This window comes from Microbispora sp. NBRC 16548 (assembly GCF_030268985.1).
Taxonomy (GTDB): Bacteria; Actinomycetota; Actinomycetes; order Streptosporangiales; family Streptosporangiaceae; genus Microbispora; species Microbispora catharanthi.
The window spans coordinates 179928-203684 of the sequence record NZ_BSSF01000012.1 but is presented as its reverse complement, the minus strand read 5'-3'; the positions used below and the strand labels follow the sequence as shown (position 1 = coordinate 203684).

21 protein-coding genes are annotated in these 23757 nt (G+C 71.1%); 12 read left to right on the top strand and 9 right to left on the bottom strand.

Annotated features, from left to right (window positions below; all coding sequences use genetic code 11):
- Positions 1-364 precede the first annotated feature (364 nt).
- Complete coding sequence (locus QSK36_RS30410) at positions 365-1483, bottom strand: cellulose-binding domain-containing protein (protein WP_285784735.1); 1119 nt, start codon at positions 1481-1483, stop codon at positions 365-367.
- A 339-nt stretch (positions 1484-1822) separates the two neighbouring features.
- On the bottom strand, positions 1823-2455 hold the full coding sequence (locus QSK36_RS30405; protein ID WP_285784734.1) for a TetR/AcrR family transcriptional regulator C-terminal domain-containing protein: 633 nt from the start codon (positions 2453-2455) through the stop codon (positions 1823-1825).
- Between the two features lie 81 nt (positions 2456-2536).
- Here QSK36_RS30405 and QSK36_RS30400 point away from each other — a divergent pair, with 81 nt between their 5' ends.
- Entirely contained in the window at positions 2537-2797 is a 261-nt protein-coding gene (locus QSK36_RS30400) for a hypothetical protein (protein WP_285784733.1), read from the top strand.
- The gene (locus QSK36_RS30395) at positions 2794-3753 is read left to right on the top strand and encodes a quinone oxidoreductase family protein (protein WP_285784732.1); all 960 of its coding nucleotides are present in this window, start codon (positions 2794-2796) and stop codon (positions 3751-3753) included. Before QSK36_RS30400 ends, QSK36_RS30395 begins: the two co-directional genes overlap by 4 nt.
- 107 nt (positions 3754-3860) lie before the next feature.
- On the opposite strand, the gene QSK36_RS30390 is transcribed toward QSK36_RS30395, so the two are convergent.
- The 3 genes from QSK36_RS30390 to QSK36_RS30380 form a co-directional block, all read right to left on the bottom strand.
- Positions 3861-5042 (bottom strand): cytochrome P450, encoded by a 1182-nt coding sequence (locus QSK36_RS30390; protein WP_183537496.1) that lies wholly within the window; start codon positions 5040-5042, stop codon positions 3861-3863.
- A gap of 135 nt (positions 5043-5177) precedes the next feature.
- Positions 5178-6266, bottom strand: a complete 1089-nt coding sequence (locus QSK36_RS30385; protein ID WP_285784731.1) for a M20 family metallopeptidase — start codon at positions 6264-6266, stop codon at positions 5178-5180.
- 18 nt (positions 6267-6284) lie between these two features.
- On the bottom strand, positions 6285-7301 hold the full coding sequence (locus QSK36_RS30380) for a LacI family DNA-binding transcriptional regulator (protein WP_285784730.1): 1017 nt from the start codon (positions 7299-7301) through the stop codon (positions 6285-6287).
- A gap of 201 nt (positions 7302-7502) precedes the next feature.
- Between QSK36_RS30380 and QSK36_RS30375 the strand changes: the two genes are divergently transcribed.
- From QSK36_RS30375 to QSK36_RS30335, 9 genes are all read left to right on the top strand, one after another.
- On the top strand, positions 7503-8483 hold the full coding sequence (locus tag QSK36_RS30375; protein ID WP_139575131.1) for a substrate-binding domain-containing protein: 981 nt from the start codon (positions 7503-7505) through the stop codon (positions 8481-8483).
- A gap of 17 nt (positions 8484-8500) precedes the next feature.
- Entirely contained in the window at positions 8501-9280 is a 780-nt protein-coding gene (locus QSK36_RS30370) for an ATP-binding cassette domain-containing protein (protein WP_183536973.1), read from the top strand.
- A complete protein-coding gene (locus QSK36_RS30365) occupies positions 9277-10278 on the top strand; it encodes an ABC transporter permease (protein ID WP_285784729.1) in 1002 nt (333 codons plus the stop codon). The genes QSK36_RS30370 and QSK36_RS30365 overlap by 4 nt, the downstream gene beginning before the upstream one ends.
- Positions 10275-11333, top strand: a complete 1059-nt coding sequence (locus QSK36_RS30360; RefSeq protein WP_285784728.1) for a phosphotriesterase family protein — start codon at positions 10275-10277, stop codon at positions 11331-11333. Before QSK36_RS30365 ends, QSK36_RS30360 begins: the two co-directional genes overlap by 4 nt.
- A gap of 31 nt (positions 11334-11364) precedes the next feature.
- Positions 11365-12114, top strand: coding sequence for a glutamine amidotransferase (locus tag QSK36_RS30355; RefSeq protein WP_139575127.1), 750 nt, complete (start codon positions 11365-11367; stop codon positions 12112-12114).
- 1 nt (position 12115) lies between these two features.
- Positions 12116-13057: a nucleoside hydrolase gene (locus QSK36_RS30350; protein ID WP_182899125.1), complete on the top strand. Its 942-nt coding sequence runs from the start codon at positions 12116-12118 to the stop codon at positions 13055-13057.
- 41 nt (positions 13058-13098) lie between these two features.
- A complete protein-coding gene (locus QSK36_RS30345; protein WP_285784727.1) occupies positions 13099-14040 on the top strand; it encodes a ribokinase in 942 nt (313 codons plus the stop codon).
- A gap of 396 nt (positions 14041-14436) precedes the next feature.
- The gene (locus QSK36_RS30340; protein WP_285784726.1) at positions 14437-15636 is read left to right on the top strand and encodes a YncE family protein; all 1200 of its coding nucleotides are present in this window, start codon (positions 14437-14439) and stop codon (positions 15634-15636) included.
- A gap of 591 nt (positions 15637-16227) precedes the next feature.
- On the top strand, positions 16228-16710 hold the full coding sequence (locus tag QSK36_RS30335) for a hypothetical protein (protein ID WP_183536987.1): 483 nt from the start codon (positions 16228-16230) through the stop codon (positions 16708-16710).
- A gap of 294 nt (positions 16711-17004) precedes the next feature.
- Here QSK36_RS30335 and QSK36_RS30330 read toward each other — a convergent pair whose 3' ends face one another.
- From QSK36_RS30330 to QSK36_RS30315, 4 genes are read right to left on the bottom strand one after another with little or no spacing between them, the layout of a single operon-like run.
- Entirely contained in the window at positions 17005-18801 is a 1797-nt protein-coding gene (locus tag QSK36_RS30330) for an alpha-amylase family glycosyl hydrolase (protein ID WP_285784725.1), read from the bottom strand.
- Positions 18802-18804: 3 nt separating this feature from the next.
- Positions 18805-19638, bottom strand: coding sequence for a sugar ABC transporter permease (locus QSK36_RS30325; RefSeq protein ID WP_285784724.1), 834 nt, complete (start codon positions 19636-19638; stop codon positions 18805-18807).
- The gene (locus QSK36_RS30320) at positions 19638-21281 is read right to left on the bottom strand and encodes an ABC transporter permease subunit (RefSeq protein WP_285784723.1); all 1644 of its coding nucleotides are present in this window, start codon (positions 21279-21281) and stop codon (positions 19638-19640) included. Before QSK36_RS30320 ends, QSK36_RS30325 begins: the two co-directional genes overlap by 1 nt.
- A complete protein-coding gene (locus QSK36_RS30315) occupies positions 21278-22555 on the bottom strand; it encodes a sugar ABC transporter substrate-binding protein (RefSeq protein WP_285784722.1) in 1278 nt (425 codons plus the stop codon). Before QSK36_RS30315 ends, QSK36_RS30320 begins: the two co-directional genes overlap by 4 nt.
- A 167-nt stretch (positions 22556-22722) precedes the next feature.
- Here QSK36_RS30315 and QSK36_RS30310 point away from each other — a divergent pair, with 167 nt between their 5' ends.
- Complete coding sequence (locus QSK36_RS30310; protein WP_285784721.1) at positions 22723-23739, top strand: LacI family DNA-binding transcriptional regulator; 1017 nt, start codon at positions 22723-22725, stop codon at positions 23737-23739.
- Positions 23740-23757: the final 18 nt, after the last annotated feature.

The following is a 23757-nucleotide window of genomic DNA, read 5'->3' as shown; positions in this document are numbered from 1 at the left end:
CCGCCCAGTCGTCGGTGCTGTAGGTCACCGTGCAGGCGGCGGCGGCCCCGGCGGGGGTCGCCGTTCCGAACGCCAGTGTGGCGCCCAGGACGAGGACGGACACCATCCCCAGGAAGAGCCGAGTCGGTCGCATCACCGTGTCCTTTTTGGCCGAGGGGAAAGGGGCACGCAACAATAGGCACCACGCGGGTTTCGTGGAAAGGACGCGACCACAGAAGCCGGGGAAACACCGGACCGGTGATGTAAATTTCATTGTCCACAGGGACCGGATTTTGTTTCGGCCTCCCGAAAGGAAATAGGGCGGGTGCCGATAAAGGAAGGTGCCGGGCGGCGCGGCCGCCGGCCGCGCCGCCCGTGCCCGCCGTCAGGAGAGGAACCCTCCGTACGGGCCGTTGATGATGGCGGTCTTCTGCGCCTGGCTGAAGTGACAGTTCGGATAGTCGTAGAGGGACGCCGACATGCACGTTCCGTCGGTGGACGTGGCGTCGGGAAGGCCGAACGCGTGGCCCAGCTCGTGCACCATGCCGCCGTACCACCGGTTCATCGGGCCGTTCAGGCCGGCCGCGCCGTCGGCGTCGTGGCCGCTGAGGATGACCCAGCCGTTGCCGCCGCCGCCACCCGCGCCGTCGCCCTCGGCGCTGACCTCGCCGACGTTGATCCACCGGCTGTCGGGCGCACCGAGGCCGAACTTGCGGCGCAGTTCCTCCTGCATGTTGCACACCGCCCACCAGTACTTGTCACCGCACTTCGGGGTGTTCTCGTACCAGCTGCGCGGCTGGTCGCCGTTGACGACCTCGACGACCGTGCTGTTCAGCGTGAACGTCTTGCCGAGCTCCTGCTCGAAGAAGCGCTGCGCCTCCTGCACGACCTTGGCCATGCCGTCCGGGTAGCGCTGGTCGTACGCCACGTCGGAGGGCTTGAGCCAGAAGACGCGCACCGTCCGAGCCGGGGGAGTGCTCGGCGAAGGCGACGCCGACGCCGACGGCGACTTGGTCGGTGACGCGGAAGGCGACGGTGACGGCGACGGGGACGTGGACGGGCTCGCGCTGGGGGAGGCGGCCGGCCCGCCCGTGCAGGCGACGCCGTTGAGCGTGAACCCGGCCGGCACGGGGTTGGTGGTGTTGTTCCAGGTGCCGTTGAACCCGAACGCGGTGCTCGCGCCCGTCGCCAGGGAGCCGTTCCAGCTCACGTTGGCGGCGGTCACGGCACTGCCGCTCTGCGTCACGTTCGCGCTCCACGCCTGCATGACGCTCTGCCCCGTGCCGAAGGCCCAGCGCAGGGTCCAGCCGGAGACCGGATCGCCGAGGTTCGTGATCGCGACGTTGGCGCTGAACCCGCCGTTCCACTGGGAACCGACGGTGTAGGTGACCCGGCAGGCGGCCGAGGCGGCGTGAGCCGCGACCGTGGTTCCCGCGGCGGCGCCGGCCAGGCAGGCGGCCAGGGCCAGGGGAGTCAGGACTGCGCGTAATCGCCGTTGATGCATCTGATGCCTCCATCGCGGACGCCGTTGTTCACGACATCGCGGTTGACCACGACCGTCCGGAAACAACCATGAATGCGCTCCCGGGCGCGCGAACCACGAAGTTGTGAACGCTAACAACCGCGAACGGTGAGGAATGCGATCGGCTCTGTCAATGGATCGCATCGAAATTCGCGGGGAACGTGGAAAAACGCGGCCCGTGCCTGGAAAGTTTCAGACAGGGGTGCCAGACATTTCCACAGGCCCGAAAAGTTTTCGGTGCTGTAAATATCTGATTCATGCGACCACGTGTCAGAGGACGAGCCCGGCCAGGGCTCACTCGCCCGCGGAGCGGCTGACCGGTCAGGACGTGGGGCCGGACTGCGCCGCAGGACCATGGACGATCTGTTCCAGGCAATCGCGGAACAGATCATCGACGGTGCGGCCAGGCTGGAAGTACTCTGTCACGCCGGCCATCACGGTGGGGTACGCCGCGGCGTACGCGGCCATGTCGAAGCCGTCCAGGGCGTCCGCGTCGGGGGGGCCGGCCTGTTCCTCCAGGACGTAGCCGACGGTGAAGCGCAACACCGTCAACACGATCAGGCGAGCGTGCCGCAAGGGAATGCCCCGCCCGACCAGCGTGCTCATCGCCAGTTCGGAGATGGCGGCCATCTTGAGGGACAGCTGGGAGGCCGAGATGATCCGGGCTCCGTCCGGGTGGGCCAGCAACGCGCGCCGCAGCCGCTCGGCCAGGCCGATCAGCCAGTCCTGCCAGCACTCCTCCGGCGCGGGCGACGCCGGCTCGGGGAACTGCTGCTCAAGAATCGCCTCTGCGATCGCGGTGACCAGCGCCGCCTTGTTCGGGATGTGCCAGTAGAGAGTCGGCGACTGTACGCCGAGCCGGGCGGCCAGTTTGCGCGTGGTCACGCCGTCGAGACCCTCGGCGTCGAGTAGCGCGACGGCCTCGGTGACGATCCGCTGCTTGTCCAGAGCCAATTCCGGCACCTCCCTTTCGCACCCTATCAGTGATAGAGTTCTCTATCGGTGATAGAGACCAGCGCGCCAGAGGAGGCACCGATGAAGCACCGACACTCGCTCCGTGACCTGCTGCACTGGGCGACCCATCGCATTCCGGGGGTTCCCGCGCACACCGAGCGGTCAGCCGGGCACCAGGGCCAGGCCCGCCACGGCCATGGGTGGCGGCACTCGCTCACGTACCACCGTTCGCACCACCGTTCGCACCACCACGGGTTCAACCACTCTCCGGCCCGTCCGCCTCGCGTCCTGGCGGCGTGGCAGACGCGGATCGCCCACTTGTTCGGTCAGGAGCGGGGATGAAGGCGGCGGTCCTCCACGAGGCCGGCGGCATCCCGCGCTATGAGGACTTCCCCGATCCGGTGGCCGGCGACGGCGAGGTGATCATCGACGTCAAGGCGGTCGCCGTCGAGAACGTCGACAAGGCGATCGCGGCCGGCACGCACTACGCCGGCGGGAAGTACATCGGCCGGTTTCCGGCGATCCCTGCCTTCGACGGCATCGGCGCCCTCCCAGACGGCACGCTCGTCGGGTTCGGCGACATCCGCCCGCCCTACGGCGCGCTCGCCGAGAAGGCCGTGGTGCCCCAGGGCTCCTACGTGCCGATCCCCGACGGCATCGACCCGGCCGTGGTGACCGTGATGGCCTCGGCCATCACCGCGATGTCGATGAAAGCGGCCGCGGGGTTCGTTCCCGGAGAGACGGTGCTGGTGCAGGGTGCCACCGGGGTCGCCGGGCGGCTCGCGGTCAAGGTGGCCCGGCTGCTGGGCGCCGGCCGGATCGTCGCCACCGGCCGCGACGACAACCGGTTGCGCGAGGTACAGGCCATCGGGGCCGACACCGTGATCAACACCGCGGTCTCCGACGAGGCGCTGGCGCAGGCGTACCTCGACGCCAGGGGGGACGGCTACGACGTCGTCGTGGACTACCTGTGGGGCAGGCCCAGCGAGATCCTGCTGCGGGCGCTGGTGCCGCGGTCGTTCGCGTTCGGCAAGCCGACCCGCGTGGTCCAGATCGGCGAGTCGGCCGGCACTGAGCTCACCCTCGCCGGGTCGAGCCTGCGCACCTCCGGCGTGGAGATCTACGGTGCGGCCAAGGGCCTCGACCCGCAGACCATGGACGGGGCGTACCAGCAGATCGTGACGTGGACGCGGTCCGGCGAGCTCACCTTCGACGTGGAGAAGGTCCCGCTGAGCGACATCGAGACCGCCTGGCAGCGAACCGACCTCAAAGGCAGGCGACTCGTCGTGATGCCATGACGGCCCACGCCCACGACACACCAGCCATGATCAGCGGTCAGCGTTCCTGGGGCCGGCCCTCGGCATCGCGCGCCGGAGGGCCGGGTGCTCGGCGGTGAGCGGGACGCCTACCAGGTGATCGGCATCGTGGTGAGGCCGTGTACGACGGTGAAGGAGCGGAACAGGGGCTCGCCCGCCAGTCGCAGGCCGGGGAACCTGCGCAGCAGGGCGGGGAACGCGATGCGCATCTCCATGCGGGCCAGGGGAGCGCCGAGACAATGATGGACGCCGTGTCCGAACGCGACGTGGCCGATGGAATCCCGGCGGATGTCCAGGTCGTCCGGGTTCGGGACGAGTCCCGGATCGCGGTTGGCGGCGGGAAGGGAGCAGATGACGGTCTCGCCGGGGCCGAGGGTTTGATCGCCCAGCCGGACCTCGGCCGTAGTGATCTTGACGGTTCCGGAATGCACGATGCTCAGCCACCGCAGCAGTTCCTCGACGGCGGCGTCCACGCGGTCCGGCTCGTCGCGCAGCAGCGTGAGCTGGCCGGGGTGCCGCAGCAGGGCGAGTGTGCCCAAAGACAGCATGTTGGCCGTGGTCTCGTGCCCGGCGAGCAGCAGCAGGGTGCCGATGCCGGTGAGTTCGGCGTCGCTCAACTCGTCGCCGTGCTCGCGTACGAGCATCCCGAGCAGGTCCTCACCGGGATCGTGCCGAATGGCCTTGATCAGGCCTGCGATGTACGCCCGAGCCTCCGCCGCCGCGGCCGCGCGTTCGTCCGGAGGCAGGGACACGTCCAGGATCCGCTTGGACGTTCCCTGGAAGCCGGCCCGGTCGGCGTACGGCACGCCCAGCAGTTCGCAGATCACCAGAGAGGGAACCGGGAGGGCGAAGTCCGTCACCAGATCGGCGGGTGGTCCGCCGCGCTCCATGGCATCCAAATGGTCGTCGACGATCTGCTGGACTCTGGGCTCCAGCCGGCGCATACGGCGGACGGTGAACTGGGCCGTGAGCATCCGGCGCAGCCGGGTGTGCTCGGGAGGGTCGGAGCCGAGCAGGTTGCCGGCGCGCATCGCGGCGGTCTCCTCCGCAGTGGCCGGCGGTGCGCCGGGCGGCCGGAGCGGAGGCACGAGCGCGTTGCTGAACAGCTCGGGATGGCTCAGCACCGTACGGACATCCTCGAATCTGGTCACCAGCCAGGCGTCGGTGCCGAACATGGTGCGGATCCGGGCTACCCCCTCGTCGTCCCGCAGCGCGGAGAGCTCCGGGACGGGATGGAATCCGTCCCGTCGCATGTGCAGGGGCGGGGACATGTCGCGCACGCGACCTCCTCGGGTCACCGGCAGTGTGATGATCGACTTGCCACAATCCGACCATAACCGTCCGGTGTCCGCCGTGGACAATCGTGACACGACTGTGGCGGCCATGTCGCCGGGCCGGTCACCTGATCAGGCGAACCGCCCGAGGGCGGCGGTGTAGATCTCGACGGCCTCCTCGATCCGGTGGACCAGGCAGTACTCGTCGGTGACGTGCGCCTGCTCGGGCTCGCCCGGTCCGCAGACGACCGTGGGCGCCCCGCCGCAGGCGGCGGCGAGGACCGAGGCGTCGGTGAAGTAGCTGGCCGCCGGGCGGTCGCCGGGCGCGCCCGCCCCCGCCTCGACCAGGGCCCGGACGAAGGGGTCGTCCGGCTCCGTCCAGATCGCGGGCAGGTCCACGAGCACGCCGAGGGCCGCCTCGTCGCCGAGCGCGGCCTGCAACCGCTCGCGGAGCCGTCCGTGGTCCTGGCCGGCGACGGTGCGCAGGTCGATGGTCGCGACGGCCAGGTCGGGCACGGAGTTCACGTTGATCCCGCCGCGTGCCGTTCCCACGTTCACCGTGGACGGGCCGAGCCAGGGGGGGTCCGGCACCCCGGGGTCGAACGTCTCGACGGCGCCGATCACGCGGGCGAGCTTGTAGATCGCGTTGTCGCCCAGGTGCGGCATCGAGCCGTGGGCGGTCGTGCCTCGCGTCGTGGCCTCCAGCCAGAGCGCGCCCTTGTGACCGAGCAGCACCCGGTTGGCGGTCGGCTCGGCCACCAGCAGGGCGCGCGACCTGCCCACCAGGCCCGCGGCCACCATGCCGGCCGCGCCCTCGCAGCCGGTCTCCTCGCCCACGGTGAAGACCATCTCCAGAGCGGCCTTCGGCCCGGTGCGGCGCACGTGCCGCTCGGCGGCGACCACCAGCGCGGCGACGCCGGCCTTCATGTCGCTCGAACCGCGCCCGTACAGGCGGTCGCCGTCGATCTCCGCGCCGTGCGGCGCGTGCCGCCACGCCTGCCCGCCCAGCGGCACCGTGTCGAGGTGCCCGGTCAGCGTCACTGGTTCGCCCGTTCCCCAGCGGGCGACCAGCCCGGTGCGGCCGGGCGCGTGCTCGTGCGTGCGCACCGCGAAACCGGCGTCCGACAGCCGTCTCGCGAGGGGTTCGGCCACCGCGGCCTCGCCCCCGCCCACGGAGTCGATCCTGATCAGCTCGCGTGCCAGCTCGACCGCCTCGTTCACGCGGCCTCCTTCCCTCACTTACTCTGCGACGCCGGCCGCCACCGGTCGGCTGGTCTGCCGTACGACGAGCCTGGGAGCGATGGCGATGCGCTGCGCGGGCCGGGGGTCGCCGGCCTTGACCTGGCCGAGCAGGCGCACGGCCTCCGCCGCCATCTCCTCCACCGGCTGGCGCACGGTGCTGAGCGGCGGGTCGCACATCGTCGCGTGTCCCACGTCGTCGAACCCGACCACCGCCACGTCCTCGGGGACGCGCGCTCCGCCGAACCGCAGCGACCGCACCAGGCCCACGGCGATCTCGTCGTTCGCGCAGACGACCGCGTCCGGCAGCCGGCCGGCGTCGAGCAGCCTGCGCCCGGCCTCGACGCCCCATTCGAGGGTGAACTCGCCCAGCAGCGGCGGCAGAACCTCCACGCCCGCCCGCGCCGCGGTGCGTTCGAACCCGCTGAGCCGCAACCGGGCGGAGGAGCTCACCAGCCGGCTGCCCGCGAAGACCACCGAGCGGGCCCCGCCCGCGATCACGTGATCGACCGCCAGGGCCAGCCCGGCCTCGTCGTCCACGCCCACCCAGTCGGCCCCGCCGCCCTCGATGTAGCGGTCGAGCTGCACCAGCGGCACCCGGCGGGCCGCGTCGAGCACCGCCGGGACGCTGGCCTCGATGTCGCACGGGCTGATGATCAACCCGTCCACCCGCCGGGCCAGCAGGGTCTCCAGCCTGCGCGCCTCGACCTGCGGACTGTACTGGGACGCGCACAGCAGCAGGTCGGTGCCGGAGTTCTGCAGCTCGCGCTCCACGGCCTCGACGATCGTGGTGAAGAACGGGTTGCCGATGCCTGGGACGACCATGCCGATGGTGCCGGTGGTCTGGTCGCGCAGCGCCTTCGCGACCGCGTTCGGCTGGTAACCGAGCTCGGCGGCGACGCGCGCCACCCGCTCGGCGATCTCGGGCGTGACCTTGCGCCGCCCAGAGAGGGCACGGGAGGCCGAGGCCACGGAGACGCCGGCCGCTCGTGCCACGTCGTGAATCGTCACGCCCATCGTGTAATCGATTTCCCTTGATCTTTGCCAACGATCGACCTTGACGACCGTTGTGATGCCAGGATCACAAGGAACGATAGAGGTTCTGTGAGGAAACCGCACCTTGACGGTGCTTTTTTGGTCCCACTAGCATGCCCGAAACTCGGGTAATCGATTACCCAATCGATCTCATCCCTCCCGGCCCCCCGAAAGGCTCATCTCATGGCTCGATCCACGAGACTCATCCGCCTGACAGCGGCGACGACGATCCTGGCCACCGGCCTGCTGGCGGCGGCCTGTGGCGGCTCGGACGACTCCGGCGCCTCCGGAGGCTCCGGCGGAGACCGGCCGCGGGTCGGAATCGTTCAGATCAACCAGCAGGCGATCTTCTTCAACGAGATGAACGCCGGCGCCCAGCAGGCGGCGAAGGAGGCGAACGTCGACCTCACGATCTTCAACGCCAACGACGACCCGGCCAAGCAGAACGAGGCCATCGACAACTTCGTCCAGCAGCAGTTCGACGCGGTCATCGTGGTCGCCATCGACGTCGAGGGCATCAAGCCCGCCGTGAAGATCGCCAAGGACGCCGGGCTGAAGGTCGTCGCCGTGGACGCCATCGTCGACTCGCCCGCCGTGGACACCCAGGTGGGCGTGGACAACGCGGCGGCGGCCCAGCAGGCGGGCGACTTCGTCAACAAGTGGGCCCAGGCGCAGGGCCTGAGCGCGCCGAAGATCGGCGTGGTGGGCGCGCTGAACTCCTTCATCCAGAACATCCGCAAGGACGACTTCAACAAGACCGTCGAGGGCGCCGGCGCCAAGATCGTGCAGACCGTCGACGGGCAGAACAAGCAGGAGGCCGCGATGACGGCCGCGGAGAACCTGCTCACCTCCCGGTCCGACATGAACATCGTGTACGCCACCGGCGAGCCGGCCCTGCTCGGCACGGTCGCCGCGGTGAAGTCGCAGAACGCGGGCGACCGGGTCAAGGTCTTCGGCTGGGACCTGACCAAGGAGGCCATCAGCGGCATCGACGAGGGGTTCGTCGCCGGAGTGGTCCAGCAGGACCCGAAGACTGAGGGCTACGAGGCCGTCAAGGAGGCCAAGGCCCTGATCGGCGGCGCCCAGGCGAAGAAGAAGATCGACGTGCCCGTGACGATCGTGACCAAGGACAACGTCGACCCGTACCGCGCCACCTTCAAGTGAGCGGCGAAGGGACTCGCATGACGGACCAAGAGGCGGGTCGCGTTGATCGAGTGGTCATGCGCGACATCCGCAAGCGCTACGGAATGGTCGACGCGCTGCGCGGCGTGACGCTGCGCGTCGGCCCGGGAGAGGTGGTGGGGCTCGTCGGCGACAACGCGGCCGGCAAGTCCACCCTCATGAAGGTGCTGGCCGGCGCCGTCGTGCCGGACTCCGGCGAGATCGTCTTCGACGGCCGGCCGGTCTCCTTCGCCAGCCCCAAGGACGCCCGCGAGCTGGGCATCGAGATGGTCTACCAGGACCTCGCGCTCTGCGACGACATCGACGTCGCCGGGAACCTGTTCCTCGGCAGGGAGCCGCGCAAGGCCGGCGGGATGATGCTCGACGTGCGCAAGATGCACGCGGACGCCCGTCGCCACCTCGACGCGCTGAACATCCGGATCCCGCTGACGGACATCCCCGTCGGAGGGCTGTCCGGCGGCCAGCGGCAGGCGGTCGCCATCGCCCGGGCGGTCACCTTCGGGCCCAAGCTGCTCATCCTCGACGAGCCGACGGCGGCGCTCGCCGTCGCCGAGGTCGAGACCGTCCTCGAACTGATCAAGACGGTCTCGGCGCAGGACGTCTCGGTGATCCTCATCACGCACCGCCTGCAGGACCTCTTCCGGGTCTGCGACCGGCTGTGCGTCATGTACGAGGGCACGCTCAGGGCCGACCTGGACGCCCGGAGCACCAGCCTCGAACGGCTCGTGTCCGAGATCGTCGCCCACGACGAGGGAGAGAAGGAGGGGAGGCGACGGTGACCGTCACCAGTGAGCGGGTCGTCACCACCAGGTCGGCCCGGGCCAACGCCCACATCGGCCGGCACGCGCAGACGATCGCGATCGCGGTCGTGCTGGTGGTCCTACTGATCTTCTTCGCGTTCTCCGCCGACCGGTTCGCCACGACGGGCAACTTGCTCAACCTGTTGCGGCAGATCGCCCCCACGCTGGTCGTCGCGACCGCGATGACCTTCGTGATCAGCACCTCCGGCATCGACCTGTCGGTCGGCTCGACGGTCGCGCTGTCTGGGTCGCTGCTCGCGATCGTGCTGCAGCACGGGTGGAACCCCACCCTCGCCCTGGTCGCGATCCTCGCGCTCGGCGCACTGATCGGGTTCGTGAACGGGTGGTTCTCCTCCTACCAGAACATCCCGCCGTTCATCGTCACGCTCGCGATGTTGTCGATCATGCGGGGCACGGCGCTGCGCGCCACCGAGGGCTACTCGACCCCCATCGACGGAGACCTCTGGATCGTCCAGATCGGCCAGGGCCGCATCGCCGGGGTGCCCGTCCCGGCCATCCTCGCCGTGATCATCGCGCTCGTCGGATGGCTCGTCCTCACCCGGACGCCGTTCGGCCGCTATGTCATCGGCCTCGGCTCCAACGGCGAGTCGCTGCGCCGCACCGGTGTGAACACGCGGAAGGTCGGGCTGACCGTCTACGTGCTCACCGGCCTGGCGGCGGCGATCGCGGGCGTGCTGATCGCCACCCGCCTCAGCTCCGGCTCGTCCAACGCCGGCACCGGCTTCGAGCTGGAGGTCATCACGGCCGTCGTGCTCGGCGGCACCAGCCTCTTCGGCGGCCGGGCGAGCATGCTCGGCACGATCCTCGGCGCGCTCACGCTCGGCGTGATCGCCAACGGCCTGGTGCTGCTGCACGTCTCGCCGTTCTACGTGCAGATCGTCCAGGGCGGCATCCTGCTGCTGGCCATCTTCGCCAACAGCAAGGTGTGGGCGAAGTTCGGAGCGATCCGGAAATGACGTCCGCAGCCCGGCCTCCGGACGTGACGACCGTGCTCGGCCCGGTGTCCGCCGACGACCTCGGGATCACGCTCTGCCACGAGCACCTGCGCAACGACGGCGCCCGCGCCTGGCACCCCGCGCCCGAGGGCGACGCCGAGGGCGAGCTGATCGCCCGCGACCCTGTGCGGATGGAGTTCCTCGGCAGGCTCCGCAACGACCCCTACCTCTCCCGCGACAACGTGTCGCTGGACGACACGGGGACCGCCATCGAGGAGGTGCGCAGGTTCGCCGAGCACGGCGGGCGCACGCTGCTCGAGGTGACCCCCGAGGGGATCGGGCGGGCGCACGCCGAGCTGGTCGCGATCGCCCGCGCCACCGGCCTCAACATCGTCATGGGCTGCGGTTTCTACCTGCAGAAGACCCATCCGGCCCGGGTCCGCTCGATGACCGCGGCGGACGTCGCCGACGAGATCGAGCGCGACCTGACCGAAGGTGTGGACGGGGTCCGCTCCGGTGTGATCGGCGAGATCGGCGTCTCGCCGGACTTCACCGCCGAGGAGGAGAAGGTGCTGCGCGGCGCGGCCCGGGCGCAGGCCCGCACCGGCGTGCCGCTCTCGGTCCACCTCCCCGGCTGGGTGCGGCACGGCCACCGCGTGCTCGACGTCGTCGCCGAGGAGGGCGGCCTGCTCGCCGGCACCGTGCTCTCGCACCTGAACCCCAGCGGGGCGGACCGCGACTACCAGGTGTCCCTCGCCCTGCGCGGCGCCTACCTCGGCTACGACATGTGCGGCATGGACTACCTCTATCCGGGCGAGGGCCAGTCCCCGTGCGACGAGGAGAACGCCGCCGCGGTGGCCTGGCTGGTCCGCGCCGGGCTCGGGGACCACGTCCTGCTCTCCCAGGACGTGTTCCTGAAGACGATGCTCGTCCGCTACGGCGGCACCGGCTACGCCCACATCCTCACGCACTTCGTCCCGCGCTTGCACCGGCACGGGCTGACCGCCGACGACACCACCCGGCTGCTCGCGGACAACCCGCGTGAGCTCTTCCTCGCCGCCGCGCGCGGCCACTGATCACACACACGAACAGAAGGAGACGATTTCCATGACCCGTGTGCTGGTCGCCGGCGAATCGTGGGTGAGCCAGTCGACCCACTTCAAGGGCTTCGACTCGTTCACCACGACCACCTACCACACCGGAATCGATCCGCTGCGGGACGTCCTGGTCGCCGACGGCATCGAGGTCGACCACCTGCCCGCGCACGACGTGCCCGCGTTGTTCCCCGGCACGCCCGAGGCGCTGGCGGCCTACGACGTGATCGTGCTCTCCGACATCGGGGCCAACAGCATCCTGCTGCACCCGGCCACCTGGCTGGCCAGCGAGAAGACCGTCAACCGGATCGACCTGCTGGCCGACTGGGTGGAGCAGGGCGGCGGCCTCGCCATGGCCGGCGGCTACCTGAGCTTCCAGGGTTTCGAGGCGAAGGCCGCCTTCGCCGGTACGGCCGTGGAGCGGGTGCTCCCCGCCCGGATCTCCCGCTACGACGACCGCGTCGAGACCCCGCAGGGCGTGCCCGGCCTGCTCGCCGACGACGCGCACCCCATCGTGGCCGGACTTCCCGCCCAGTGGCCCGACCTGCTCGGCTACAACCGGTTCGCGCTGCCCGAGGACGCCACGCTGCTCGCGACCGTCGCCGGCGACCCCCTGCTCGCCGTACGGCAGGCCGGGGCCGGGCGCACGCTCGCCTGGGCCTCCGACATCGCGCCGCACTGGTGCCCGGACGAGTTCGTCTCCTGGGACGGCTACCGCACCCTGTTCACCCGGGCGGTCCGCTGGCTCGCGAAGGAGCTCTGACATGCCGATCCCGGTGATCCTCGACTGCGACCCCGGGCACGACGACGCCATGGCCATCCTGCTCGCGGTGGCCCACCCGGCGATCGACCTGCGCGCGGTCGCGACGGTCGCGGGGAACCAGACGGTGGAGAAGACCGCGCTCAACGCGCGGCGGATGCTGAGCCTGGCCGGCGTCACCGGCGTGCCGGTCGCCGCCGGCTGCGACCGCCCGCTCGCGGCGCCGCTGGAGATCGGCGACTACGTGCACGGGGAGAGCGGCCTGGACGGCCCGGCGTTCGGGGAGCCGAGCGTCCCGCTCGACCCCCGCCACGGCGTGGACCTCATCCACGACACGCTGGCGGCCGCAGCCGAGCCGGTGACCGTGGTGGCCATCGGCCCGCTGACGAACATCGCCACGCTGCTCCGCCGTCATCCGGAGGACCGCGAGCGGATCAGGGAAGTCGTGATCATGGGCGGCTCCACCGATCGCGGCAACCACACGCCGTACGCGGAGTTCAACGTGTACGCCGATCCGGAGGCGGCGGCGGAGGTGCTGGGCAGCGGCGTGCCGACGACGTGGGTGGGACTCAACGTCAGCCACCAGGCGCTGGTGACCGCCGACGTGCTCGCCAGGATCGAGGCGCTGGGCACCCCACTGGCCCGCGTCTGCGTGGAACTGCTCACGTTCTTCGGCTCGACCTATCACGAGACCTGGGGGTTCCCCGCTCCGCCGCTGCACGACCCGATCACGGTGGCGTACCTCATCGACCCCACGGTCCTGACGTACGAGCGGGTGGGCCTGCGCATCGAGCTGGACGGCCGGCACACCCGGGGAGCGACCGTGGCCGACCTCCACCGGCGCATGGACTGGGAGCCCAACGCGAACGTCGGGATCGGACTGGACCGCGACCGGTTCTGGGATCTGATGATCGGCGCGATCGAGACGCTCGGCCGGGCCTCCTGAGCATCGCCGTAGCACTGACAGCCTGAAACAGGAGGAACGCCATGGAACCGAAAGGTGTTGTCGTCGTCGGGAGCATCTCCGCGGATGTCACCGCCTTCACCCGCCGCCTCCCGCGCCGGGGAGAGACCGTTCTCGGCGACGACGTCACCTTGGTCCTCGGCGGGAAGGGCGCGAACCAGGCGGTCGCCGCCGCCCGTGCGGGAGCGCCCACCTGGCTGGTCGGCTGCGTCGGCACCGATCCGTTCGGCGAGATCGTCACGTCGGCGCTGCGCTCCCACGGCGTGGCGCTTACGGAGGTCCGATCCGTCGGCGACCGCACGGGCGTCGCGCACATCAGGGTGGACGCGTCGGGCGAGAACGACATCGTGATGACTCCTCTCGCCAACGCGGACCTCAGCGCCGAGATGGTGGACGAGAGCATCAGGGCCGTTCGCGGCAAGGCGAGCGTGCTTCTCCTCCAGCTCGAGATCCCCGCGGAGGTCGCCTGTCACGCGGCCGAGGCGGGTGCGCGGGCCGGGCTGACCGTGGTGCTCGACCCCGCGCCCGCGCAGCCGCTGCCCGACCGGGTGTGGCCGCACGTCGCCGTCGTCACCCCCAACGAGAGCGAGGCCGCCGCGCTGACCGGGGTGGAGGTCGTCGACGTCGCGTCCGCCGAGCGGGCCGCGGCCTGGTTCCTCGACCGCGGCGTGCGGCACGCGCTCATCACGCTCGGATCGGCCGGCGCCCTGTCGGTCACCCCCGAGCGTACCCGGCACTTCCCGGCCTACCCCGTCACCCCTGTGGACACCACCGCCGCGGGCGACGCCTTCACCGGTTCCCTGGGCGCGGCCCTCGCGGCGGGCCTCGACACCGCCACGGCCATCCGCCGGGGGATGGCCGCCGGAGCCCTGGCGACCACCCTGCCCGGCGCCAGCCCCTCGCTGCCCGACCGCAAGGCGGTGGACGAACTGCTCGACGCCGTGGCTGAGGGAGCCGCTCGCTGAGGCGCCCCGATCTCGAGAGCCGGCGGCGGCAGGCGTCCGCTGTCGGTGGGGGCCGCTACCGTGTCGCCCCGTGTCGTGGTAACCGCGTCGGCGCGGATCGCGTTGGTGGTGGGCCGCCGTTCTGACGGCGGCGGGGCGCTGGCCGGGGCCGCGTACGTCCTCTCCTTGCAGGAGGGGTGGAGGCGGCTGGTCGTGCGAGAGTGCGCAGAAGCAGGCGTGCAAGAGCGCGCAAAGCCCGCGTGCAAGAGCAGGCAAAGCCGCCCTCGGACCGCACTCGGCGGGCGTTAGCGTCTCGCCGACCCGTCGCGCCGCGCCGCTCCCGCGCGCGTCCGCGGCCGGTCGTCGTGACCGTACGGGGGCCGGCCGGGCGCAGCCCGCCGCGACGAAGGGGCAGGCGTGGGACGAGCGCGTGGAACCGGTGCCGTGACCGTGGTGCTGATGATGCTCGGAGGGTTCGCCCTGGCCGGTTGTGGGGCGCGGCCGCCCGCACCGCGTGCCGAGCCATCGGGGGCCGTGCCGTCGCGGGGCACGAGCACCCCGCCGGCGTCCGCTTCGCCGTCGCCGGACGCGGCCGCGTCGCTCGGGGCGCGGAGCCGGGGTCAGGTCGACGTCTACGCGGCCGACCGGCCGGGGATGCTCAGCCCCGTCGTCAAGGGCTTCCGCTCCCTCGTGTACGTGCCCAACAGCGAGAGCGGCACGGTCGACGTCATCGACCCGGAGACCTACCGGATCGTGCGGCACTTCACGGTCGGGGCGCTGCCGCAGCACGTGGTGCCGTCCTGGGACCTCAAGACGCTGTGGGTGAACAACAACCGGGGCAACTCCCTGACCCCCATCGACCCCCGCACGGGCAGGCCCGGCCGCCCGGTGCCGGTGGAGGATCCCTACAACCTGTACTTCTCGCCGGACGGCAAGTACGCGCTGGTCATGGCGGAGCGAAACAACCAGCTCGACCTGCGCGACCCGCACAGCATGAAGCTGCTGCGCTCGCTGTCGCTGCCCTGCCGGGGCATCAACCACGGCGACTTCACCGCCGACGGCTCGGTGTTCCTCGCGAGCTGCGAGTTCAGCGGCGACCTGGTCGTGCTCGACTGGCGCACGCCGAGCGTGATCCGGCACATCCACCTGGGCCACATGAGCATGCCCCAGGACGTGAAGCTGTCGCCCGACGGCACCGTCTTCTACGTCGCCGACATGGAACGGCACGGGGTGTGGCTGGTGGACGCGGCGACCTACAAGGTCATGCGGTTCCTGCCGACCGGCCGGGGCGCGCACGGCCTGTACGTGAGTCGCGACTCGCGCCGTCTGTACGTGTCCAACCGGGGCGAGGGATCGGTGTCGGTCGTGTCGTTCCGGAAGCGGAAGGTGGTGGACGTCTGGCGGATCCCCGGCGGCGGCTCGCCCGACATGGGCGGCGTGTCGGCCGACGGCACGAAGCTGTGGCTCAGTGGCCGCTACCACGGCGTCGTCTACGTCTTTGACACCCGGGACGGCAGGGTCGTGCGCACCATCCCCGTCGGGGCCGGGCCGCACGGGCTGTGCGTGTATCCGCAGCCGGGCCGCTACTCCCTCGGCCACACGGGCATCTTCCGCTGACCCGCTGATCTCCGTCGCAGGACGCTCTATCGAATGCCGAACCGAGACGGGAACGGTCAATCGGCATCAAGGGCGGTCAATATGATCGATACCGATCATGACCCCCCAACCCAGGAGCATCCCTGTGCGTACCCGATCTCTGCCGGCGGCCGCAGCGGTGGCCGCCGGCGTGGTCGCCGTGGGGCAGGAGCGGGGGAACGCTCGCCTACATCTGGAACCAGGCCAGGGACAAGGCGTACCTGCGGAACGTCTCCGGCGCGCTGGTCGACTCCTGCGCGTACAACTCCTCGAGGCAGGACTACAAGATCTGCTGACGCGGCCGGATCTGTGACCGGCCCCCGGCGGAGTACCGCCGGGGGCCGGTTGGTCCTCCCCGGCGCGGCGTGAAACATTCAGCGGCCACAGCGGGATTTCGACCGGGTTCGCCGCCCTCTCTGTCCTGGTTGTGGCGGAACGGTGTTCCCAAGGTCCCCTGGGGTGCGTCGTTAACGCCTGACCGGATCCAGCCCCGCGATCGCCGCGCTGGATCGGTCCGTGAATGTCGCAATACCCTCCGGGCACTCGGCACTCCTGCAACGGATGAGGTGTGAATTGACCGCACGCTCGCGAGGACGTCGCCTGACGACGTCGATCGCCATGGCCATCGCGGCGATGGCCGCCGCGCTCCTGCCGCTCAGCCCCGCGCACGCGGCGTACGGCGCGGACCAGCCGGTTTACCTCCAGTTGGTGAGCAACGACGGCAACGCGACGCAGCTGGCTCTCCTGGACGGCACGGTGGCGTTCGACGACGGCAACACGAAGTACCGCTACTCGCTGCGGCTGTGCTGGCAGCACGCCTACCCCGCGCCCTACTTCCTGATCAACGTCAACGGTACGAGCTCGTCCTGGCCGACCCAGACCGGCACCACGTCCTATGCCGGGTGCCAGCAGGCGTTCCTGTACAGCGGCGAAGTGAACTTCGGCAGCACCGTCAGCAACGTTCGCTTCGACGTGACCGGAGGGTGGTTCGGCAGCAACGGCCAGTACCAGACGCGCACCAAGAGCACCGGCACCTACGACAATCCCTACAACTGAGCCGCTTCGGCGCGGCACGCGCCGACCTGGGCGACGACCCGGGACCCGGTGAGGCGGGCTGAGGCTCGCGCCGGCGACGGCGCGGACGGCTGAACGGCGCGGACGGCTGAACGGCGCGGACGGCTGAACGGCGAGGTCTCTGGCAGGCGGTTCACGAAGGACCGCCGATGCCGGAGACCTCGTCGCCGTTCGGCGACGCGGCAGGCCGCGAGCTTCCGCCGGTCTCGGCCGCCCCGTGCCGAATGCCGTGCCGAGTGCCGGGCCGAGTGCCGTGCCGCCGATGGGCGTCGGTTCTTACCCGAGCCGCCACACGTGGAAGGCGGGGCCGTCGGCGGGCAGGACCACCGTGCCGTCCGGGCCGGGGGTGATCGCGGCCCCTCCGTACAACGGCGTCCCGGCCGTCCCGAGCGGCAGCCGTACGGGCTCGTGGGACGCGCGGGCGGCGAGCACCAGCAGCCGTTCGCCCGCCCGTTCCCGGACGAAGGCCAGCGCGTCGGCGGAGGCGTGCAGCCAGCGCAGCCCGCCGCGTCGCAGGGCGGGCTCGTCCCGGCGCAGTGCCGCGAGCCCGCGGTAGGCGTCCAGGGTCGCGGTCCGCCACCGATCCGGCCGGTCCCAGGGCATGGGACGGCGGCCGTCCTCGCCCCAGGCGCCCTCCAGCCCGAGCTCGTCCCCGGCGAGGACCATCGGGGCGCCCGGCAGGGTGAACATCAGGCCGGCGGCGACCTCCACGAGCGCCTCGTCCCCTCCGCACACCGTACGGATACGGGCCGTGTCGTGCGAGCTGAGGATCGACCACGAGTGGACGAGGGACCGCCATGACGTCCGGGCGGCGAAGGCGCGCATCGTCCGCACGATCCGGTCCGCCCCCAGCCGCGGGATGGGCGCGGGCACGCCGAGGAACGGCAGGCGGACGTCCGGCCCGCGCAGCCAGGACCACACCGGCCGGGTGAAACCGGCGTAGTTCATCGTGCCGTGCCAGCCGTCGCCGTCCAGGTCGCCCGACGCGTCGTGCGCGTGCTCGGCGACGAGCAGCGCCTCCGGGTTCTCCTCCGCCGCGGCCCGCCTGATCAGGGCCGCGACCTCCCGGGTGAGGTCGATCTCCCGCAGGCGCCCGGTCATGTTGGCGACGTCGATCCGCCACCCGTCCAGCCCGAAGCGCAGCCACCTGCGGACGATCGAGTCGGCGTCGCCGGCCATCAGGCGGCGCAGGCGCTCGCCGGTCCAGTTCAGCTTCGGCAGGGAGGCCACGCCCATCCACGCCTCGTAGCCGAGGGCGTCGTCGCCGAAGTGGAACATCTCCCGCTCCGCGGCGTCCTTGTCCCGAGCCGCCGCGAGGAACCACGGGTGGGTGGAGCCGCAGTGGTTCGTCGTGAGGTCGCCGAGGATCCGGATGCCGCGCCGGTGCGCCTCGTCGACCAGCGCCCGGTAGGCGGCGTCGCCGCCCAGCAGCGGATCGACATCCATGAACGAGGAGGCGTTGTAGCGGTGGTTGGACGGCGCGGGGAAGACCGGCGTCAGATAAAGGGTGTTCATGCCGAGGCCGGTGACGTGGTCGAGCCGCGCCGTCACGCCGTCCAGGTCGCCGCCGAAGATCTGGACGCTCGTGTCCGGGCCCGCCCCGGTGACCGGGTCGTCCCAGCCCGCCGGCACCGCCCACGCCGGGTACGTCCGGTCCGCCCCGGAACGGGCGAAGCGGTCGGGGAAGATCTCGTACACCATCGAGTCGGCGGCCCAGGCCGGCGGGGGCGCGTACGAGAGCAGGCGGAAGTCGGCGGCGTCGGGCACGTCGTGGTGGTGCAGGCCGGCGGCGTTGAGCCAGCGGTAGCCGCCGTCGCCGGTCAGCAGGAAGCGGTAGCGGGTCACCGGGTTGCGGACGACCACGTCGGCCCGCCACCAGATCTCGTCCGGTGTCTCCCGGTCGGGCACCGCCTCGGTGAAGTGCGGCTCGCCGTCCGGCGTCGACCGTACGTGCACCCCCGTACGGTGGTCCTTCGGGGTGCGGAGGAACACGGTCACGGTCTCGCCGGGCTCCGGCGTTAGCGTGCTCACGTGGTCGGCGGAGCCGTCGTGGTGGAATCCCCGATCGAGCAACTGTCATCCCTTCACTGCGCCCGCGGTGAGCCCGTGGACGATGTAACGCTGGAGGAACTGGAAGACGGCGACCGTCGGTATCGCGGTGAGCAGGGTGCCGACGGCGAACATGCCGAAGTTGGCGTTGCGCTGGTCGGCGAGCAGGCCGAACAGGCCGACGGCCAGGGTGCGCGCGTCGTCCCCGGTCAGGAAGACGCTCGCGATGAGGAACTCGTTGATGGTGGCGATGAAGACCAGCAGGCCGCTGATCGCCAGCACCGGGGCCGCCAGGGGCAGCACGACCCGGCGGAACGCCTGGGTGTGGCTGCACCCGTCGATGAGCATGGCGTCGTCCAGCTCCTTCGGGATCGAGTCGAAGAAGCCCTTGATGAGCCAGGTGTTCACCCCGACCTGCCCGCCGATGTAGAGCAGGACGACGCCCCAGACGCTGTCGAGCCCGAACTCCGGCCAGTTGTCGCTGATCGCACTGAAGATCACGTACAGCGGCACGATGGCCAGGAACTGCGGGAACGCCTGGATGACGAGGAGGCTCACCAGTCCCACGCGCCGGCCCGCGAAGCGGAACCTGCTGAAGGCGTACGCCGCCAGCGCGGAGACCGCGACGGACAGGGCGGCGGTCAGCCCGGAGACGACCACCGAGTTGCGATACCACGTCCAGAAGGGCGTAGTGGTGAACAGCTTCACGGCGTTGTCGAGCCCCGCCCCGCGCGGGACGAGGGTGGCCGAGTTCAGCGTCCCGATCGGGTCGAGCGCCGCCGAGACCACGAACACGATGGGCAGTACGGCGAACGCCGTGACGGTGATCGCGGCGGCGTGCCGCGCGGCGAGACCGCGCATCAGCTCACCTCCTTGAAGGCCCGGGTGCGCCGGAACCCGGCGATCGAGATCAGGGCGACGATCAGATAGACGTAGATGGAGATCGCGGAGGCCAGGCCGTACTGCGCGCCCTGCTGGCCGAAGGCGAGCCGGAACGTGTAGGTGATGAGCAGGTCGGTCGCCCCGACCGTCGGGTTGTCCGACGGGAACGGGCCTCCGGCGGTCACCAGGAACACGCCGTTGAAGTTGTTGAAGTTGAACGCGAACGACGACACCAGCAGCGGCGCGAGCGCGAGGAGCAGCAGCGGCAGGGTGACCTTCCGGAACCGCTGCCAGGCGCTCGCACCGTCCACCTGCGCCGCCTCCAGGTATTCGGCCGGGATCGTCTGCAGCGCGCCGGTGGCCACCAGGAACATGTACGGGAAGCCCAGCCACAGCTGCACGAGCAGCACCGACGCCCGCGCGGTGAGCGGCGTGCCGAGCCAGTCCACGTCGAGGCCGAGCAGCCGGTTGACCAGGCCGAAGTCGGTGTTGAACATGTCCCGCCAGACCAGCAGCATCGCGAAGGCCGGCATGGCGTAGGGCAGCACGATCAGGGTCCGGTAGATCCTGACCCCGCGCATGCGGGGATGGTGCAGCACGAGGGCCGCGGCCACGCCGAGCGCGGCGGTCAGCCCGACGACCGCGACCGCGTAGAAGAGGTTCCAGGCGAACACGCCGAGGAAGTGCGTGTTGATCTTCGGGTTGGTCACCGCGGCGGTGAGGTTGGACCAGCCGACGCCGACCTTCCAGCCCTGCGGCAGCGCGGTGCCGTCCGAGGCGGTGAATCTGCCGTGCTCGTCGTCGGCCCGCCAGACGCGGCCTTCGCCCTTCACGCAGTCGCAGGCCGCGTCGTAGGCGAGCGTCGCCCTGCCCTCGTACGCCCGCGTCAGGCCCTGGGCGCGGATCGCCCCTCCGGCCACCGGCACGGCGAGGACGCCGACCTCCTCGCCCCGGGCGGCGGCCTGGGCCGGCGTCAGGACCGTGTAGCCCTCCGCCGCCGCGACCCGCCCTCCGGGGCCGAAGGTCGCGCCGCCGATCTCGCGCAGCCCGTCCTCGGTCCCGGCGTACGCCCTGCGCCTGGCGGGGTCGGTCAGCAGGAAGACGAGCGCGCCGCCCTTCTCCGCCACCGTCAGCCGATATTCGGCCGAGCCGGCCTCCCGGCGTACGGACGACGCCTCGATGGCGGCGATCGCCTCCTGCTTGGTGCCGAGGTGGCCGTCGCCGACGTTGGTCAGCGCCAGCGACATCGTGTACAGGACCGGGAACACCTGGAACGCGAGCAGCAGCAGCGTGGTGGGCAGCAGATACTTCGCGGGCAGCCGGCGCGGCGACAGGTAGACGTACAGGGCCGCCGCGGTGACCACCGCGACGATCCCGACGCCGAGCCAGTTGCCGGCGGAGACCAGCGGCGCGGCGGCCCACACCGCCACACCGGCGATCAGGCCGAGGGCCAGCACCCGGCCCAGCGTGGCGGCCGTGGAGCCGGGCCCGGCGCCAGGGCCGGCGGCGGTGCGCCGTCCGGCTCCGGGCCCGGCGCCTCCGCCCCCGGAGGCGGCGCCGCCGGAGCCGGTGGGGGAGCCGCGCCGGCCGGGCCGGAGCCCCGAGCCCTGCGTCACGGTCATCCCGCCTGCCCGAGCTGCTCGGCGATGGCCTTGCCCGCCGCCTTGACCGCCGGCTCGACCGGGTCGCCCTTGACGACGGAGTGGATCAGCGCGTTGAACGGCTGCCACACCGCGACCATCTGCGGAATCGCGGGCAGCGGGACGCCGTCCTCGGCCGCGGCCTCGAACTTGGCGACGTCGGGGTCCTTCGCGGAGGCGTACTGCAGCGCGGTCTTGAGCGCGGGCATGCGCGGCTCGGTGTCGAACAGCGCCTTGGCGACCTCGTCGGAGGCGAGCGTGTTGGTGACGAACTCCTGCGCGAGCGCCTTGTTCCTGCCCTTGCTGGCCACGAAGAAGGCCTGGACGCCCACGAAGCTGCGGGCCGGTTCGCCGCCCTTGAACGGCGGCACCGGAGTGACGTCGTACTTCACCCCGGCCGTGCGGACGTCGGCGAGGCGCCAGGGCCCGGACACCATGAACGCGGTCTTGCCCTCGGCGAACATGGCGGCCGAGTTGTCGGAGGTGAACGAGCGCTTCAGCGCGCCCGCGCCCCTCTCGCCGAGCTCGGCGATCTTCTCGAACGCGGCGACCGAGGCCGGCGTGCCGACGCCGAGGTCGGCGGGGTCGGGGTCGCCGTTGGGCTTGGTGCCGAACAGGTGGCCGCCGCCGGAGGTGTAGAGCGGGTACATGTGGTAGGTGTCGCCCGACTGCCCGTTCTGCTGGCTGACCGGGTAGCCCACGATCTCCTTGACCTTGCCGTCCTCCTTCAGCGTGCGCCCGGTGGCGACGAGCTCGTCGAACGTCTTGGGAGCCGCGGGGGCGAGGTCGGTGTTGCGGTAGAGCGCCAGGTTCTCCACGGCGTACGGCACGCCGTAGACCTGGCCGTCGTAGGTCACGGCCTTGCGGGCCACGTCCACGTAGCCGGACCGCTGGTCCTCGGTCATCTGGATCGGGTCGATGAGCCCGTTCTGGACCAGGTTGCCGATCCAGTCGTGCGCGCCGACGAGGACGTCGGGGCCCTTGCCCGCCTGAGAGGCGGTGACGAAGGTCTGCTGCTGGTTCTGCGCGACCACGACGACCTCGGCCTTGATCCCGTTCTCCTTGGCGAACGCCTCGGCGAACGGCTTGAGGGTCGCCGACCGCATCTGGTCGGCCCAGATGGTGAGGGTGGCCGACGAGGCGGCCTGCCCGGCCGGTGACGCGTCCGTCGTGCCGGGTGTCTTTTCGGACGCGGTTCCGCCACCGCAGGCCGTCAGCGTGAGGCAGGCGGCCAGCGCGACAAATGATCTGCGCACAGGATCGCTCCAGGTGAGAGGGGCCATAGGCCCGGAGAAGGGGGGTAACCGCGCGGCGTGGCCCGAAGTTAACAGCGAGTTTCCGCACCTGGAAGACGTTGCAGAAAATTGCTGCTTTGTTTCAAGATGCCTTGCGGCGTTCCAGCGACTGATCGGAAACAGCGACGATGGCAGCACGGCTCGACGAGATCGCCAGGCAGGCGGGAGTGAGCAAGGCGACGGTCTCGCGGGTGCTCAACGAGCGCCCGGGGGTCAGCGTGCGGGCCCGCACGGCCGTCATGGCCGCGATCGAGGCGCTCGGCTACGAGCGGCCGAGCACCATGCGCCCGCGCAGCTTCGGGCTCGTCGGGCTCATCGTCCCCGAGCTGCAGAACCCGATCTTCCCCCTGTACGCCGAGGTCATCGAGACCAACCTCGCCAGGCACGGGTTCACGGCCATGCTCGGCACGATGACGCCGGAGGGCTCGGGGGAGGACGAGTACGTCGGAATGCTGCTCGACCGCAAGGTCTCCGGCATCGTCTTCGTCTCCGGCCTGCACGCCGACACCAGGATCGACCGCTCCCGCTACGAGGACCTGGCCCGGCAGCGGGTGCCGTTCGTTCTGGTCAACGGGCAGGTGCCCGGTCTCGGTGTGCCGTCCCTGTCGTCCGACGACGCCCTGGCGGCGCGGCTCGCCGTGCAGCACCTGGCCGGGCTGGGGCACCGCCGCGTCGGGTTCCTGAGCGGGCCCGAGCGCTACTCCACCGTGCAGCGGCGGCTGGCGGGCTTCCGCCTCGCCATGCGGCGGCTCGGCGGGCCGGGAACGAGCGACCTGATCGAGCTGGCCTCCTTCGACGTCGCGGGCGGCCAGTCCGCCGCGGCACGCCTGCTGGAAAGGGGCGCGACGGCGCTGGTGTGCGGCAGCGACCTGATGGCGCTCGGCGCGATCCGGGCGGTCCGCCGCCGGGGGCTGCGCGTGCCGGAGGACGTCTCGGTCGTGGGGGCCGACGACTCGCTGCTGATGTCGTTCACCGACCCCGCCCTCACGACGGTGCGCCAGCCGGTGCTCGCCATCGGCGCGGCCGCCGCGCGGGCGCTGGCCGACCAGGTGAAGGGGCGCGGCGACGGCGGCGGCGAGCAGCTCTTCGACCCCGAGCTGGTCATTCGCGACTCGACAGGTCCCTGCCACCCTGGCTCGCGGTAGGGACTGTGGGGGCTTGTT

Bases quoted from the DNA above. Each gene is read 5' to 3' on its own strand.
- QSK36_RS30410 (WP_285784735.1), bottom strand. From the start codon at position 1,483: ATGCATCAACGGCGATTACGCGCAGTCCTGACTCCCCTGGCCCTGGCC.
- QSK36_RS30400 (WP_285784733.1), top strand. From the start codon at position 2,537: ATGAAGCACCGACACTCGCTCCGTGACCTGCTGCACTGGGCGACCCAT.
- QSK36_RS30395 (WP_285784732.1), top strand. From the start codon at position 2,794: ATGAAGGCGGCGGTCCTCCACGAGGCCGGCGGCATCCCGCGCTATGAG.
- QSK36_RS30390 (WP_183537496.1), bottom strand. From the start codon at position 5,042: ATGTCCCCGCCCCTGCACATGCGACGGGACGGATTCCATCCCGTCCCG.
- QSK36_RS30380 (WP_285784730.1), bottom strand. From the start codon at position 7,301: ATGGGCGTGACGATTCACGACGTGGCACGAGCGGCCGGCGTCTCCGTG.
- QSK36_RS30375 (WP_139575131.1), top strand. From the start codon at position 7,503: ATGGCTCGATCCACGAGACTCATCCGCCTGACAGCGGCGACGACGATC.
- QSK36_RS30370 (WP_183536973.1), top strand. From the start codon at position 8,501: ATGACGGACCAAGAGGCGGGTCGCGTTGATCGAGTGGTCATGCGCGAC.
- QSK36_RS30360 (WP_285784728.1), top strand. From the start codon at position 10,275: ATGACGTCCGCAGCCCGGCCTCCGGACGTGACGACCGTGCTCGGCCCG.
- QSK36_RS30355 (WP_139575127.1), top strand. From the start codon at position 11,365: ATGACCCGTGTGCTGGTCGCCGGCGAATCGTGGGTGAGCCAGTCGACC.
- QSK36_RS30350 (WP_182899125.1), top strand. From the start codon at position 12,116: ATGCCGATCCCGGTGATCCTCGACTGCGACCCCGGGCACGACGACGCC.
- QSK36_RS30345 (WP_285784727.1), top strand. From the start codon at position 13,099: ATGGAACCGAAAGGTGTTGTCGTCGTCGGGAGCATCTCCGCGGATGTC.
- QSK36_RS30325 (WP_285784724.1), bottom strand. From the start codon at position 19,638: ATGCGCGGTCTCGCCGCGCGGCACGCCGCCGCGATCACCGTCACGGCG.
- QSK36_RS30320 (WP_285784723.1), bottom strand. From the start codon at position 21,281: ATGACCGTGACGCAGGGCTCGGGGCTCCGGCCCGGCCGGCGCGGCTCC.
- QSK36_RS30310 (WP_285784721.1), top strand. From the start codon at position 22,723: ATGGCAGCACGGCTCGACGAGATCGCCAGGCAGGCGGGAGTGAGCAAG.